The 13083-nt window shown below is 61.5% G+C and carries 14 protein-coding genes, 1 tRNA gene and 1 pseudogene; 10 read left to right on the top strand and 6 right to left on the bottom strand.

All coding sequences use genetic code 11. The features are described from left to right. Nucleotides 1-24: 24 nt before the first annotated feature. The 8 genes from Q0X23_RS15030 to Q0X23_RS14995 all read left to right on the top strand — a co-directional run bounded on the left by Q0X23_RS15030 (nucleotide 25) and on the right by Q0X23_RS14995 (nucleotide 7148). The gene (locus Q0X23_RS15030; protein ID WP_297861022.1) at nucleotides 25-729 is read left to right on the top strand and encodes a YkgJ family cysteine cluster protein; all 705 of its coding nucleotides are present in this window, start codon (nucleotides 25-27) and stop codon (nucleotides 727-729) included. A 395-nt stretch (nucleotides 730-1124) separates the two neighbouring features. Beyond that, the gene (locus tag Q0X23_RS15025) at nucleotides 1125-1637 is read left to right on the top strand and encodes a winged helix-turn-helix domain-containing protein (protein ID WP_297861021.1); all 513 of its coding nucleotides are present in this window, start codon (nucleotides 1125-1127) and stop codon (nucleotides 1635-1637) included. After that, nucleotides 1637-1795 (top strand): hypothetical protein, encoded by a 159-nt coding sequence (locus Q0X23_RS15020; protein WP_186814680.1) that lies wholly within the window; start codon nucleotides 1637-1639, stop codon nucleotides 1793-1795. The genes Q0X23_RS15025 and Q0X23_RS15020 overlap by 1 nt, the downstream gene beginning before the upstream one ends. A gap of 236 nt (nucleotides 1796-2031) precedes the next feature. After that, a complete protein-coding gene (locus Q0X23_RS15015) occupies nucleotides 2032-2193 on the top strand; it encodes a hypothetical protein (protein WP_297861020.1) in 162 nt (53 codons plus the stop codon). Between the two features lie 203 nt (nucleotides 2194-2396). Then, nucleotides 2397-3158 carry a hypothetical protein gene (locus tag Q0X23_RS15010; protein ID WP_297861019.1) on the top strand — a complete coding sequence of 254 codons (762 nt, stop codon included), beginning with the start codon at nucleotides 2397-2399 and terminating at the stop codon, nucleotides 3156-3158. Nucleotides 3159-3304: 146 nt separating this feature from the next. Then, nucleotides 3305-5770, top strand: coding sequence for a LuxR C-terminal-related transcriptional regulator (locus Q0X23_RS15005; protein WP_297861018.1), 2466 nt, complete (start codon nucleotides 3305-3307; stop codon nucleotides 5768-5770). 152 nt (nucleotides 5771-5922) lie between these two features. Then, nucleotides 5923-6465, top strand: a complete 543-nt coding sequence (locus Q0X23_RS15000) for a cupin domain-containing protein (protein ID WP_119342439.1) — start codon at nucleotides 5923-5925, stop codon at nucleotides 6463-6465. Nucleotides 6466-6554: 89 nt separating this feature from the next. Beyond that, the gene (locus Q0X23_RS14995; RefSeq protein ID WP_297861017.1) at nucleotides 6555-7148 is read left to right on the top strand and encodes a hypothetical protein; all 594 of its coding nucleotides are present in this window, start codon (nucleotides 6555-6557) and stop codon (nucleotides 7146-7148) included. Nucleotides 7149-7464: 316 nt separating this feature from the next. Here the strand turns inward: Q0X23_RS14995 and Q0X23_RS14990 are convergent, their stop codons facing one another. Further along, entirely contained in the window at nucleotides 7465-7947 is a 483-nt protein-coding gene (locus tag Q0X23_RS14990) for a transposase DNA-binding-containing protein (RefSeq protein WP_297861016.1), read from the bottom strand. A 176-nt stretch (nucleotides 7948-8123) separates the two neighbouring features. On the opposite strand from Q0X23_RS14990, the gene Q0X23_RS14985 reads away from it, so the two are divergent. Beyond that, nucleotides 8124-8351 carry a hypothetical protein gene (locus Q0X23_RS14985; RefSeq protein WP_119342442.1) on the top strand — a complete coding sequence of 76 codons (228 nt, stop codon included), beginning with the start codon at nucleotides 8124-8126 and terminating at the stop codon, nucleotides 8349-8351. Next, a complete protein-coding gene (locus Q0X23_RS14980) occupies nucleotides 8348-8758 on the top strand; it encodes a putative toxin-antitoxin system toxin component, PIN family (RefSeq protein WP_297861015.1) in 411 nt (136 codons plus the stop codon). The genes Q0X23_RS14985 and Q0X23_RS14980 overlap by 4 nt, the downstream gene beginning before the upstream one ends. Nucleotides 8759-8915: 157 nt before the next feature. On the opposite strand, the pseudogene Q0X23_RS14975 reads toward Q0X23_RS14980, so the two are convergent. The 5 genes and pseudogenes from Q0X23_RS14975 to tilS all read right to left on the bottom strand — a co-directional run bounded on the left by Q0X23_RS14975 (nucleotide 8916) and on the right by tilS (nucleotide 13042). Beyond that, a pseudogene (locus tag Q0X23_RS14975) lies at nucleotides 8916-9743 on the bottom strand (IS5 family transposase). 135 nt (nucleotides 9744-9878) lie between these two features. Beyond that, nucleotides 9879-10286 carry a YbjN domain-containing protein gene (locus Q0X23_RS14970; RefSeq protein ID WP_297861014.1) on the bottom strand — a complete coding sequence of 136 codons (408 nt, stop codon included), beginning with the start codon at nucleotides 10284-10286 and terminating at the stop codon, nucleotides 9879-9881. A 23-nt stretch (nucleotides 10287-10309) separates the two neighbouring features. Beyond that, on the bottom strand, nucleotides 10310-11155 hold the full coding sequence (locus tag Q0X23_RS14965) for a transposase (RefSeq protein ID WP_297860211.1): 846 nt from the start codon (nucleotides 11153-11155) through the stop codon (nucleotides 10310-10312). Between the two features lie 176 nt (nucleotides 11156-11331). Beyond that, a tRNA-Ser gene (locus tag Q0X23_RS14960) sits at nucleotides 11332-11423 on the bottom strand. Between the two features lie 113 nt (nucleotides 11424-11536). Continuing rightward, nucleotides 11537-13042 (bottom strand): tRNA lysidine(34) synthetase TilS, encoded by a 1506-nt coding sequence (tilS, locus tag Q0X23_RS14955; protein ID WP_297861245.1) that lies wholly within the window; start codon nucleotides 13040-13042, stop codon nucleotides 11537-11539. Nucleotides 13043-13083 lie beyond the last annotated feature (41 nt).

Raw genomic sequence — 13083 nt, 5'->3', positions numbered from 1 at the left:
CTTTACAGCCGTATGATAAAGGCGATGAACCCGGTTTTGCGGCAAGCGGTGGCTCGAGCGCACCAGAACCTGGACACCCGCACCGAACACTACCTGGCCCAGCATGGCCTGAAAGTGAGTTGCCGTCAGGGTTGCTTTTCTTGTTGCTGTGCCTGGGTGGTGGTCGGGTTGGCCGAGGCCGAATATCTGCGCGAAGTGCTCGAGGCCCATCAACCCGAGGTGCTAGCCCGTGTCGAGGCTGAGGGCCAAAAAAGACTCGAGCGCATCGCGCAAGAAAAGCATAAAGCCGATTTTCCCACCGCGTATTTTCTGGAGGCCAACCCCTGTCCTCTGCTCACGCCGGAAGGAGCCTGCTCGGTGCACCCCCACCGCCCCCTGGCCTGCCGGGGAGTACTGACCAACCTGACAGCCCGCTACTGCGCGCCTGGGGTGGTACCCGCGCTCCGGGGCAAGGAACGGGCCGCCTACCAGGGCCAGCTCAAACCCTGGCACGGCCCCGAGCACTACCTGAAGCGGCCCTGGCAGTATTCTGAGCGCGCGGCCCAAAGACTATGGGCCACCGAACAGCAAGTGCGCGGTTTTACCGTGATCGCAGAGCTGGCAAGCTTGATTTATTTGCTCGGAGTGGAGGCGTTCAGAAAAGCGCTCGAGCAGGGTCTACCGGCCATGCAGCGATGGCTCGAGGACAGAGGCGTGCTTGGTGGTAAGTGGGGGTTTTGGGCTGGCTGACAGGCTATCTGGTGTATATACGCAAAAAGACGAAGCGAGGTACGCGAAACTCCTCACCCCAATACATTCTCGCCTTAACGTGACAGTCCAGTTGCATTACTGCAGAATGGTAGCAATACTCCCTGTCATTTGGGTCTTTTTGCCCCATATAGGCAACATACTGCCCAACTCCAGCAACGGCATAGCCGAACAAATAGCGCTCATGGTCGACACCAATGCCAAAAACTACATATGTGCGTTGAGGAATTTTGTCTGCGTGTAGTGCTTCAAGAGAACGATACCAGTTTCTTTGCTGCCTGGATAACCTCCAGTGGGGTCTTGTAATCCAGAGCCTGATGGGGATGTTGGGTGTTGTAATAAGAACTCCCTCTAGGTTTTTCCCATAAGATGAGGACATGCACCTGGCCAAACACCAACGCCGCCCCTGGCTGGAGCTCAAGCTGCGGCACCACCCGGACAACCTGCACGCCCTCTACCGGGAAAGCGAAGACCTCGTGGAGCGAGCCCGCTGGCACGCCATCTGGCTCCTCACTACGGGCCACTCCATCCCCGAAGTTGCCCAGATCCTGGGCTACTCCATCCGCTGGGTCCGCGACACCCTCCACCGCTACAACGAAGGCCGGCCCATGGCCGACCTCCGGCTGCAAAATCCCGGCCAGTCTCCCTTGCTCCCCCCAGAACTGCAAGAGGCCTTCCGCCAGGCCCTCCTGGAACCCCATCCCCGGGACGGGATATGGACCATCCGGAACGCCGCCGAGTGGCTCAGCCAGAGGCTGGGACGTCCCGTAGACCCCCGGCGGGCCTGGAGCTGGATGCGCCGCCTGGGCTTTGCTCCCCTGCGCCCAAGACCCCGCCATCGGCAGGCCGACCCCGAGGCGCAGGCAGCTTTCAAAAAAAACTCTTCCTGATGGTTCTCTTGTTGAAGCTGCTCTTCCCCTGGCTACAACTGGAGGTATGGGCTTTTGATGAGCACCGGCTGGGGCTCAAGCCCATCCGCCGACGGGTATGGGCCCTGCGCGGGAAGACCCCGCTGGCCCAGGAGCGGCCCCGCTATCGCTGGCTGTAGGTGTATGCCTTCGTAAGACCGGGAACAGGGGAAAGCGAGTACTGGCTGCTGCCCTCGGTCTCGACAGAGGCTTTCAACCTGGTGCTATCCTCTTTCGCCCAGCTCAGTCGAGCCGGGGAGGGCAAGCTGGTTCTGCTGGTGTTGGATCGGGCGGGCTGGCACACCTCCAGGCAGACCCGGGTGCCGGAGGGTGTGGGCCTTTGTTTTCTGCCCCCTACTCGCCTGAGCTGCAGCCCGTGGAACGAACCTGGGGGCTGATTGATGGGGTGGTGGCCAATGGGCAGGTGGAGGATGAAGAGGCACTGTGGAACAAAGTGGAAGCCCGCTGTGCCTACCTGCAGACCCAGCCGGACCTTATTCGGAGCCATACCCTCTTCCACTGGTGGCCGGGAGGATGATGAGGGAATGGATCAGAGGGATTTCTTATCATAACCTACGGTTATGTGCTCTCAAGTCGGGTACTTCCATCAAGTACGGTATTGGGCTGGGTATACGAGTCATACAAAAAATTCGGTTGAGCAAAGAAAGGGGCTTCTAAACTGGATTTGTGAATAACCCAGAGAAGCCCAAAGACAGTGTAGCTTGCCGGAACTGCGGAAGTGTGAAAGTCGAGTGTGGCGGCTATCGCAAGCGGAAGCTGCGAACCCTGAATGGCATAGAAGAAACCCGACTCAAACGCCTGCGCTGTGCTGGGTGCAAACGGCAGATAAGGGTGGAATATACCCCAGAATGCCAACGTTATCGCTGGTATAGCCGCCTGGTGCAGGGTTTATTTGCCATCCTTGACAGCTATCGGGTTACCGAGGCGGTCAAAGCGGATATCGCTGCCTTGCTGGGTTATCCGATTGTGCTGGCCACCCGACTGGATTGGGCCCAAAGCGGTGGTGACCGGGGACAGACCTTGCTCAAAGCAGAGAACGCACAGATCAAAGGGCTTATCCGCACGGTTTGTGTGGATGACTGGGTGTATGGGCGGGATAGCCGGGGCCAGGGTGATGGGGTCTGGGAAGCCCAGAGCGGCTGTCATATAAGGGAAATCCTGGGCAAGACCCCCCGAGATCAAAGGAATCGGCTGCAGCTGGAACTGCAAGTGCTGTTGGAGATGAAGACCTTGGGGGAGGCGGAAGCCAACAACACCGCCGAAGTGGGGAATGGCAGGCTGTGGCGACGGCAAAAACGTAGAAACATCCGGTCTATTCCTAGAGCTAAGGACTGGCTGCAGATTGCCCTTTACCGTACTCGTCACCGTCCAATACAACATTCCCTCTCTGCTTGGCAACGGTTTTCAAACCAATCCTCGCCAAAATGTTGGTTTTTACCCATCATCACACCACTTCGTTACTCAACCGAATTCTTTAGATGAGTCGGGTATACCTTTTGCTTCTCTTGGCTCGTTCATACTGAATATGATAAAAGCCTGGGTCTGGCCTTGCCGTCCGGGATAGGGGTATTCCTCCGAGGTAAAATGGCTCAATACCCACAGGGTTTGCAGCCCCCGCTGGTGAAGTCATGCCGACGCATTCTCCCAACCCTACCGTGCGCCCGGTCACCCACCCGGCGCTGCCTTCCGTGGTCACCCGTTTCATCGGGCGCGAGCGGGAGATTGCCGAGGTCTGGCAACTGCTCAGGGCCAACCGCTTGCTCAGCCTGGTTGGCCCCGGCGGCGTGGGCAAGACCCGCCTGGCCCTCACGGTCGCGGCGGAGGCCGAGCATGAGTTTGGGGACGGGGTGTGCAGGGTAGAACTGGCGCAGGTGGGAGACCCCAGCTTCGTCCCCCAAACGCTCGCCAAGGCCCTCGAGGTCGCTGAGCAGCCCGACCTGCCCTTGTCCCAGACCCTGCTGGAGAAATTGGAAGGCAAAGACCTCCTGCTGATCCTCGACAACTGCGAGCACCTCCTGGCGGCCTGCTACGAGCTGGTCGGGCGGCTGTTGGCTGCCCCGGCGCTAAAGATCCTCACCACCAGCCGGGAGCCGCTGGGCGTGGCGGGAGAGGTGCGCTACGCGGTTCCCCCCCTCTCGCTGCCCGAACAAGGTCGGCCCCTGGCGGAGCTGGCCCAAAGCGAGGCGGTGAGGCTGTTTGTCGAGCGTGCCCGGAGCCTCCGCCCGGAGTTTGCCCTGACCCCCGAAAACGCCGACTTCATCGTTGATATCTGCCATCGTCTGGATGGCCTTCCGCTGGCGATTGAACTCGCCAGTGCGCGGGTAAACGTACTGAGCTTGCAGCAACTCCGGGAACGCCTCGAGCAGCGGTTGGATGTGCTGACCTCGCCCACGCCCGGCGAACTGCGCCACCGCACCCTGCGCTCGGTGATGGACTGGAGCTACCAGCTCCTCTCCACCCCCGAGCAGCTCCTGCTGCGAAGGCTGAGCCTGTTCGCTTCAGGTTTCACCCTGGCCACCGCCGAGGCCTGCTGTGCCTGGGGTGAACTCGAGGCCCCCCAAATCCTTGATCTGCTGACCGCGCTCATCGGTAAGTCGCTGGTGATGGTAGAAGCCCTCGAGGCCGAGGAGGCCCACTACCGCCTGCTCGAGACCGTCCGGCAGTACGCCCGCGAGCAGCTCGAGGCTTCCGGCGCATGGCAGGAGACCTACGACCACTACCTGCGGGGTTTTTTGCGGATGGTCGGCGAAATCTCTCCCCAAATCGAGGGACCACAGCCGCAGCGCTGGGTGGACTGGCTGGAACGCGAGCACGAGAACCTGCGGGTAGCGCTGGAGTGGGCCTGTCGGCATCGTCGCGCTCAGGAGGGGTTGCGCCTGGTGGGCCACCTGACCGTTCTTTGGGATGGGCGGGGCCATTTCCGCGAGGGGTTGGCCTGGTACGAGCGGCTGCTCGGTTTGAAGGAGGTAGTCTCGATGCCCCTGCCCCAGCGCATGAACGCCCTGGTGGGGGCCTCTCTGGTGGCCCTGCTGACCGGCGACGCCGCTGTGGCAACTGACTGGGCGGGCCAGGCGGTGGCGTTGGGCGAGGCTGCCGGTGAGGTGGGCTGGCCGCAGCTTGGCTTCGCCCTGGTAGGGCTGGCCACGGTGGCTAAGGTCAAGGGAGACTGGGAGACTGCCCTGGCCCTGCTGGAGCGTGGCATCCAGCACGAGCGAAAGCACGGCACGAACACCGCCAGGGTCATCTATTTTGCTTTGCTTGTGAGCGGCATGATCGAAACCGACATCGGCCGTCATCAAGACGCCCGGCGCCATCTGGAAGAGGCCCTGGAAATAGCGGTAGAAACGGGCAGTCCGTATGACGCGGCTCTGGTTTTCGACGCCCTGGGCCAGCTGGCCCGTGCCACCGGGCGGCTGGCTCCGGCCGTTTCCCAAATGGAAAAAGCCCTCGAGCTGTTCCGGCAGTCCGGCGCAAGCCGCGACCTGCCCAACCTGGAGCGCCACCTGGCCTACGCCTGCTTGAGGCTGGGCGATCCCCGCCGGGCCTACACGCTTTTCCGGCAAAGCCTGGAGGCGCAACTTCAGCGCGACCACCGCCCCAGTATCCTGCGCGGGTTGCTGGGTTTCGCAGCTCTGGCTGCGGCAGTGGGGCTATATCGAGATAGCGCCTGTTTGCAGGGCTTCGCGGGAAGCCAGGGCAAAGCAACGGTCAACCTCGACTCGGGCGACCAGGCCGACGCCCTCGAGGACGAGCACTACGCGGCCCTGGTGCGGGCCGAGTTGAGCGAACTCGAGCTCGAGACCGCCACCGAAAAAGGGCGGGCCATGCGGCTCGAGGAGGTGGTGTCTTATGCCCTCGGTCTGGACTTTCGGGCAGCCAAGTCCCGCTCGCACGACCTGACCCGGCGCGAGCGAGACGTAGCTGCTCTGATCGGCGCGGGGCTGTCCAACGGGGAGATCGCCGCTCGATTGGGGTTGAGCAAACGCACGGTGGAGAAGCACATCGCCAACATTCTGCTCAAACTGGCGCTCAAGAACCGCGCCCAGATCGTGCGCTGGGCGCTGGAGCAGGGCTCGAGCGGCGAGCCTCAGTAACCCAGGCAGCCTCGGGTAGCTGTGCGTCTACGTGCGCGCACGGTTGCGGCGGTGCCACGCCCCGCGGATACTGCGGCAAGGCTGGCTCCGCCTGGAGGGACCTCTCGAAGAACAACTCGGCGGAGCCTGGAGAAGGGAGGAATGGTGAGGCTATGGCGACCCGTGGAACCCAGATTCTGAACCCCCGCACCGGTCAGCGCTCGGTCTTTTTGCAGACGGCTCAAGACACGGGCGGCGCGCTGTTCCAGATGGAGACCTTTCACCCCGCCCATAACGCCGCCGAGCCGGAGCACACCCACCCCTTTCAGGAAAGCCGCTGCCAGGTGCTCACAGGTACGCTGCGCTTTCGCGTGGGCGGGGTGGAACGAACCGTCAAACCGGGCGAAGCGATAGTCATCCCGCCTGGGGTGGCGCACCACTTTTGGAACGACGGCGAGGTGGAGGCGCACGCCATCCAAGAGTTCCGGCCTGCCCTCAACATAGAGGATTTTTTCGTAGCCTATTTTGCCCTCGCCCGAGACGGCAAGCTGAGTGATGGCGGTATACCTAAATCTGTGCTCCAGCTTGCGGTGCTGCTAAAAGCCTACGACCGGGTTCTTCGCCCTACCAACCCACCTCGTTTTCTACAACGGGTGCTTATGGAAACCCTGGGGCCGGTGGGGCGGCTGGCGGGGTATCGGCCCGACTATATCTAGTGTCTCGTTCAAAACATGCACCCTTACGTGCATGCACGGTCGCGGTGATGGTCGGTGGAGGGGATACTGCGGTTCATATGGAGGCGAGCATGATTCAGCCAATCCCGTTTCAATTCGCCGCTTGGTCGGCATATCTAAACGCCATATCCAATGTGGTCGGGGCCTTGGCTTTGGCCCTATTGTTTGCGGGCTACGCACCCTTCGGAAAGGTCAACGATGCCTCGAGCGTCTTCTTCGCCCTGTCCTTAATCCCGGTTGCGCTGGCCTTCCATCAATTGCATCGCTCGGTGGCTGCACCCTCGAGCCTAATCATCACAATCATCGGTGTCCTCGCCATGCTCACGGCGGCCACCCTCTCGGCGCTGCTGGTGTTCGGCCAAGTAAGCTTCGGACAAACCCTCCGTGCCGTGCTCAGCGCCAACGCGATCATCGGGGTCTGGCTGGTGTCGAGCGGTATTTTGGCGCTGATCGGCTCGAGCCTGCCCCGCGGGCTGGCCTGGGTGTTGATGGTCGCGGGTGCAGGCCTGATGCTGGTGGTTGTTGGCTTTTGGATCGGGGGTCAGGGATCCCCTCTCACCACACTCGGTGGACTGGTTGTTTTGACCGGTAACCTGACCTGGGCGATCTGGCTGGGCCACCTGTGGATGAGCGGTACCATGAGGTATCCCACGCCTGGGCCCTAGCTGAAGGCCATTACGTCCACCCATAATAGGGCGGGCTTACACAGCCTACGTGCTAAAGGTCTGACATCCTCCTCGTTCTTCAGAACGGGGGAACAGCAAGCCCTGGCCCCGTTCCCGGCACTGCGCCCGCAGTTCGTAGGGGTCCGCCACCCGCACCCAGCGCACCCGGGGGTCGGAAGGCGGGCGGCCCCGCCGGTCCCCGCTATGGATCCAGCCCTCACTCTCCCGAGGCCGGTGCTTGCGCCGGGTGGACGATTCCTTACCCCGACCCCTCTTCTCCCAGTGAAGGGCCGTAGCCCCCCGGCAACGCCGGTACTCAGGCGCACGCGGTAGCTTTGCCCCGCCACCCCAGCACCTCCACCCCAGGACGCTTCCTTTTCTCCGTGTCCGTCTTCCCCCACCCGCGCACCGCCAGCACGCTGTGCAGCACGAAACCCTGCAACCCCTCACGGGCATTGCCGATGAAGCCCAGCCCCCCGACGGGCTGGCGCCCGGAGTAGGAGAACTCCGAGCTGTCCTCAATCCGCAAACAGGTGCCCGGGGCTTGCATGGCTCCCCTCACCCGCTGACGGTACCCGGCGTGCAGGCCCTCCGGGTCGACGTGAGGGTTGTCCAGGAAGCGGTAAGCGGCCTTGACCTCACGGGGGTGCATGAACAGCCGGGGTAGGCTCTCCCCCGGGGCCCGAAGCATCGCCACGGCCATGCCCTCAGCCCGCTTAACCCGCCGTGCGTCGCCTAGCTCGGCCTCTGCGAAGTGCAGGCTGGCCCATTGAACCGGATCCTCCGGATGCAGTTCCATCGTCTCAAACCATACAGGGTTGAGATGTGGGTAATGACAAGGACTGAAGTCCAGGGAGGATGTCAGCTGGTCCGCTTCCCAAGGCTTAAGGTTCAGCAATGGGGACGGACCCCCGCCCTCGCGCTGGAAGATGGAACCTTCGCCTTTGCCGCGTCGGGGCATGCTATCCTCAAGATATGGCTACGGCTTTACCCGAAGCAATCAGTAAAAAGCTCGAGGCCTTCAAGCGGGTCAAGGGGCGCAGGTGGGTCAAGGAGCTAGAGAAAATCCTAGATGAGGCCGTACAGCTATCGGATTGGGATGCCGAGGTAAGTAAACCTGGGGCCAAAGCCAGCAAGATTAGCGAGGAGCAAGCCGTCCAAATGGCGGTAGATGCCGTACGACAAGCCCGCAAAAAGCGATGAGGGTGGTCTTTGATACCAGCATCTACGTCGCTACCCTGATTGCCCCAACGTCCCGCGTGGCACGGGTGTACTGGGCGTGGCGAAACGGGCGGTTTACCCTGCTAACCACTAAAACACAGCTTGCGGAGTTGCGCCGGGTAAGCCGCTATGTCAAGTTCAAAGGCATTATTCGCCCTGCTCAAGCTGGAGCGATGATCAACACCCTGAAGGCTAAGGCTGAGTTGGTGTCGTACAGCAAGGGCAGGCCCCTTTCGGTAGACCCCGATGATGACCTGATACTGGCGATTGCTGCTGAAGGCGAAGCTAACTATTTGGTTAGTCTGGATGAAGACCATGTCCTATCCCTCAAAAAAGTAGGGAATACCCGGATTATCCGGCCTGAGCAACTGATGAAATTATTGAACTGATTTTACGCGGTCACGTTGCGAGCTCTAGCAAAGGGGATAAATCAGGGGTGATACTGCCGGAGATGAGTTTACGACGGTATGGGTAGAAGGTGAGATTACAACCGGGTTGGTAGCGGTGGTATTCGATGAGGGCGTAACTGAGCAAACCTAGAGACCGCTAACTAGCCGTCCGTAAAAGCTCCACAGTTTTTGCCGTCATCAGAACTGAGAAGGCCAACCAGTGCCAGCCTCGCAAGGTCTCAGCCAGCCGCTCATAGTCGCGTGCCAGCCTGCGAAACCGGGATGTCCAGGCAAACGAACGTTCCACCACCCAACGCTTCGGCAGCAGGACGAATCCTCGCCTAGCACCCTCCACCTTGACCACGCACAGGGCGATGCCTTCCGCCTGCGCCGCTTGTGCCGCCTCCTCCCCGGTGTAACCCTGATCCACGAAGGCCACTTCCACCCGCGCCCCCGTCACTTCCTGCACCTGTTGACTGAGGGCTCCCACCTGGGCCCGCTCCTGTTCGCTGGCCGCCGTCACCACCAAGGCCAGCAGGTGGCTCAGCGTGTCCACCGCCAGGTGGACCTTGCTCCCCTTGCAAGGCTCGCTTTAGCGACCGCCAGGTCGCTTGTGCCCGTCATACCCGGCCCGCTCCCCACTTTGCGGGGTGGACTGTTGGGTGCGGGCATCGTAGATGGCAGCGCTGGGATGGGCGGCTTTGCCCTGGAGCATTCGCAGGGTCATGCGCAGGTCGTGTACCAGGTCTTCGAAGACCCCCCGGTTCATCCAGCGGTAGGCTTGCGCCTGAACGATATGGGGTGGGAAGTCGTGGGGCAGGTAGTCCCACTGGGCACCGGTTCGGACCATCCAACGCAGGGCGCCCCACACTTCGCGCAGGTCGTACTTGCGCTGGGGAGCCTCTAGCGGAGTAAGGGTCAAATAGGGCAGCACCAGGGCCCATTCCTCATCTCGGACGTCCGATGGGTAGGCACGACGGTTCATGATCTAAACATAATCGCATGGCCTGATTTGGGTAAGGTGGTTTGTAGATTCTAGAAACCCTCAGGCGGGTGCTGACCAAATACAAGTTGCTCGGAGGCGAATTAGGTTTTTGGGTGGGCTGAGTGTGGCGCAGAATTATTCCACCAGATTGGCATCAATCATGCGCAGGTAGGAGAAAAACAGCGTGACCTGGTCGCCGAAATCACGTATAAAGGCGTGGATGGCCTCGGGGGTGACGCCCTCGAGGCGGAGGTCGCTCTCGATGACCGGATCGTTGTCGGCATCCAGATACGACTTGGTGAAACGGTAGCGGCGGTTCCAGTTGAGCAGGTGGCGCGGTTCCACCCGATCAAAACCCGAGAACCCGGCCCGCAATTGCAGGCTGCTCACGTGTGGCTCGCCGTAGGTAATGAGGTGCCCGCGCAAGCCGTTGGGAAATTCCAGATTGAACAGGTCTTCCTTGACCTGTTCGGCGTTGACCCCCAGCTGCTCGAGGAGGATGCGCACCTCTTCGGTGGTAACTTCGCGCAAAATGGTATCCATTAGTAATACCTTCGTGTGCTACCTCATAGCTCCACCCCAGCCATCCTCAGCAGTACCCGGCTCCGAATCAGGTTGTGCACCAGAAGGATCAGGTTCACCCGGGCCACCAAGCCCCAGTAGGAGCGGGCTTCAATCCGGTGAAGCCCCAAAGACCGCACCATCACGCTGAAGCGGGTCTCTATCCAGTTCCTGACCCTCCCCATCCACCCTTTCCACCCCGTCTCCACCACCCTTCCTCCCCTGACCCGATAGGGCGGCGTCTTGACCCCCTGGACCCAGCGAAAGCCTCGGTCTCCCAAGACCGCAGGCAAGCCCTCCACCAGCTCCCTCCCCCAGGTCTCCCGGGCGTTGCCGGGCAGGATGAGCCAGCGAAAAAAGAGGCCCCGCTCGTTCATCACCGGCATGAGGACGTATCCGCCGAAGGCCCCCAAGGGTCCTACCCCTACTGCGGCGTCGGGGAGAGCGAGGCCGTGGATACGCTGTCCGTGGGCCAGGGGGAGGGGCTTGAGGTCCACCACCTGGAGCAAGCCTTCTCCCCCGGCCAAACGATGGGCGAGATGGGCCCAAAGGACGTGGGCTTTTTGGAGCACCCGGTAGAAGCGGGAGAGGTGGGGCAGGGAGGGAAAGTAAGCCTTCAGGGTGGTCTTGGCGGCCAGGTAACCTTTGGCGAGGTCCTGGCCCTGGAGGAGCAAAAAGATAGCGAGGGTCAGGAGCTCGGCCAGGGTGGCCTTTTGATGCTTTTGCTTTGGGGGGAGCTTGAAGCTCTGGGCCTGTAAAGCCTTGAGCTCGTCATCCACCCAGACGTAGGTAGCCGTCAAGAGGGTCTCCGCGTCAAGATAGTAAAGGGGGTGCTCTCGGTCTGGAAGCATAGCACCCCCTCTTTTTTCACACCCCGAGGGTCCAGATCAAGTAGCACACGAAGGAATAAGTTATACCCAATCGGGCCTGCTGCGGGTGAACGCTGAACCGCTAGGGAACGTTCAGGCACCAGGCTAATGCAGCTTATGCCCCCTGACTCTGCATGTGTGCCCTGACCGGGTGTTTCTGGCGGAGGAGGAGGGATTCGAACCCTCGATAGGGGGAACCCCCTATACCGGTTTTCGAGACCGGCCCGTTCAACCACTCCGGCACCCCTCCAATTTTGCCAAATCCGGCTGCCGCGGTGCAGCCGAATAGAGACTTTAGCACAACTTGGATGTAAAGTCACGGGGCGTTCTGTCAGGGATGTTGTTGGTTCGCCGAGGGGCTCATTATGAGGCACGTTTGTGCGCAAAAAAGTCCCTCAAGAGCCTTGCCGACTCGCGCTCGAGCCAACCACCTTCCCACTCAAAGGGCGGCTTCATGCGATGAACCGTTACGGCTCCAGCCTTGAGGTTCTCTACGGCGTAGACTACCCGCCGAACCTGGGCCTCCATCAGCGCACCAAAACACATAGGGCAGGGCTCCAAGGTGACATAGACGGTGGCTCCAGGCAGCACCTTGGCTTGCTTCTTGAGCAGGGCCTTCTGCAAGGCCAATAGCTCGGCGTGGGCAGTGGCGTCCCGGCTTTGCTCCACCTGGTTGTGGGCTGAGGCCAGTTCAGTGCCGTCCCAGACCACCACCGCCCCAATAGGTACTTCACCACCGTCGCGTGCCAGCCTGGCTTGCTCGAGGGCGGTGCGCATGTGCTCGAGGTCGTCCGACTCGGGCCACAGGTTCCAGACTTCCTGCACGACGTCGCCCATGGCCCGCACCGGCCAAACCTGCTTGAGCTCGGGGGGGACACTGTGTTGGGTAAAAAAGTCCACCAGCCGAACCCGGCCTTCCGGCAGGTCGATCTGGTCGCCCGGCTTGGGCAGCCTCGAGCCCCGCCAGGGCGGAAAAGTGTCCACTATGGGCGGAATCAGGAACAAGGTTCCATCGCGACGACGAACCTGCCAGCCTTCGGGGAGGGTAAAGGCCTCGCCCTGCAAGGCACGCTCGAGCTGGGTAATCCAGGTGGCCTCGGGCCGCAGCCTGATTTGCTCTAGCATCTGCCGCAAGGCCCGTCGCCGGAGTCCAGCCGGGGCCTGGGCCAGGGGGGCAATGCGATAGGCGGGGCAGGGCCAGCGCCCGTCCCGCAGCAGTATTTGTTCGGCCAGAGGGTCGAGGGCCTCATCGTCTACCTGGGAGATGGCTGCAAAACGAGCCAGGGAGGCATTGGTTTGGGGAAAGCGATCTTTGAGCCTGGGAAAAATCTCGTGGCGCAGGAAATTGCGATCCATCGAGGTGTCGGCGTTGGTGATGTCGTCGAGCCAGTCCTGGTTTTTGCTGCGCAAGTAGGCCCGCAGGGTGCTGCGGCTGACCTCGAGCAGCGGACGCACTACCTTTCCTCGCCTTGGGCGCATTCCCAGGCCCCGCCCTGTACCTTGCAGTAGTTGCAACAACACCGTTTCGGCCTGGTCGTCTTCGGTGTGGGCGGTCAGGATGGCCTGCGCATTGTGTTTCTTGGCTACTTTGGCCAGAAAGCCGTAGCGCAATTCGCGGGCGGTGGCCTCCAGATTTTCCCCGCGTTCGCCGGCAATCCGGGCAACCTCGAGTTTTTCCGACTCAAAGGGATAGCCCAGGCGCTCGGCCAGCGACTTAACCCACAAGGCCTCAGCTGCCGAACCCTCGCGCAGGGCGTGATCGAGGTGGGCCACCACCACCTTGCGGGGGGTTGACGTGAGTAAGAGCAACAATGCAACCGAATCGCCGCCGCCCGATACTGCCGCTACCAGGCTGCCCTCCGGCACCATGCGGGTTAGATGGTTGGCGAACTGGGCTTCTAGCAGGTCCG

Source organism: Meiothermus sp. (assembly GCF_026004115.1).
Taxonomy (GTDB): domain Bacteria; phylum Deinococcota; class Deinococci; order Deinococcales; family Thermaceae; genus Meiothermus.
This window is presented reverse-complemented; position numbering and strand designations above follow the sequence as displayed.

What these genes read in the sequence shown, in the direction of transcription:
- Q0X23_RS14995 (WP_297861017.1), top strand. Translation starts at nt 6,555, where the DNA reads ATGATTCAGCCAATCCCGTTTCAATTCGCCGCTTGGTCGGCATATCTA.
- Q0X23_RS15005 (WP_297861018.1), top strand. Translation starts at nt 3,305, where the DNA reads ATGCCGACGCATTCTCCCAACCCTACCGTGCGCCCGGTCACCCACCCG.
- Q0X23_RS15020 (WP_186814680.1), top strand. Translation starts at nt 1,637, where the DNA reads ATGGTTCTCTTGTTGAAGCTGCTCTTCCCCTGGCTACAACTGGAGGTA.
- Q0X23_RS15030 (WP_297861022.1), top strand. Translation starts at nt 25, where the DNA reads ATGAACCCGGTTTTGCGGCAAGCGGTGGCTCGAGCGCACCAGAACCTG.
- tilS (WP_297861245.1), bottom strand. Translation starts at nt 13,042, where the DNA reads ATGGTGCCGGAGGGCAGCCTGGTAGCGGCAGTATCGGGCGGCGGCGAT.
- Q0X23_RS14990 (WP_297861016.1), bottom strand. Translation starts at nt 7,947, where the DNA reads ATGGAACTGCATCCGGAGGATCCGGTTCAATGGGCCAGCCTGCACTTC.
- Q0X23_RS14980 (WP_297861015.1), top strand. Translation starts at nt 8,348, where the DNA reads ATGAGGGTGGTCTTTGATACCAGCATCTACGTCGCTACCCTGATTGCC.
- Q0X23_RS14965 (WP_297860211.1), bottom strand. Translation starts at nt 11,155, where the DNA reads ATGCTTCCAGACCGAGAGCACCCCCTTTACTATCTTGACGCGGAGACC.
- Q0X23_RS15000 (WP_119342439.1), top strand. Translation starts at nt 5,923, where the DNA reads ATGGCGACCCGTGGAACCCAGATTCTGAACCCCCGCACCGGTCAGCGC.
- Q0X23_RS14970 (WP_297861014.1), bottom strand. Translation starts at nt 10,286, where the DNA reads ATGGATACCATTTTGCGCGAAGTTACCACCGAAGAGGTGCGCATCCTC.
- Q0X23_RS15025 (WP_297861021.1), top strand. Translation starts at nt 1,125, where the DNA reads ATGCACCTGGCCAAACACCAACGCCGCCCCTGGCTGGAGCTCAAGCTG.
- Q0X23_RS14985 (WP_119342442.1), top strand. Translation starts at nt 8,124, where the DNA reads ATGGCTACGGCTTTACCCGAAGCAATCAGTAAAAAGCTCGAGGCCTTC.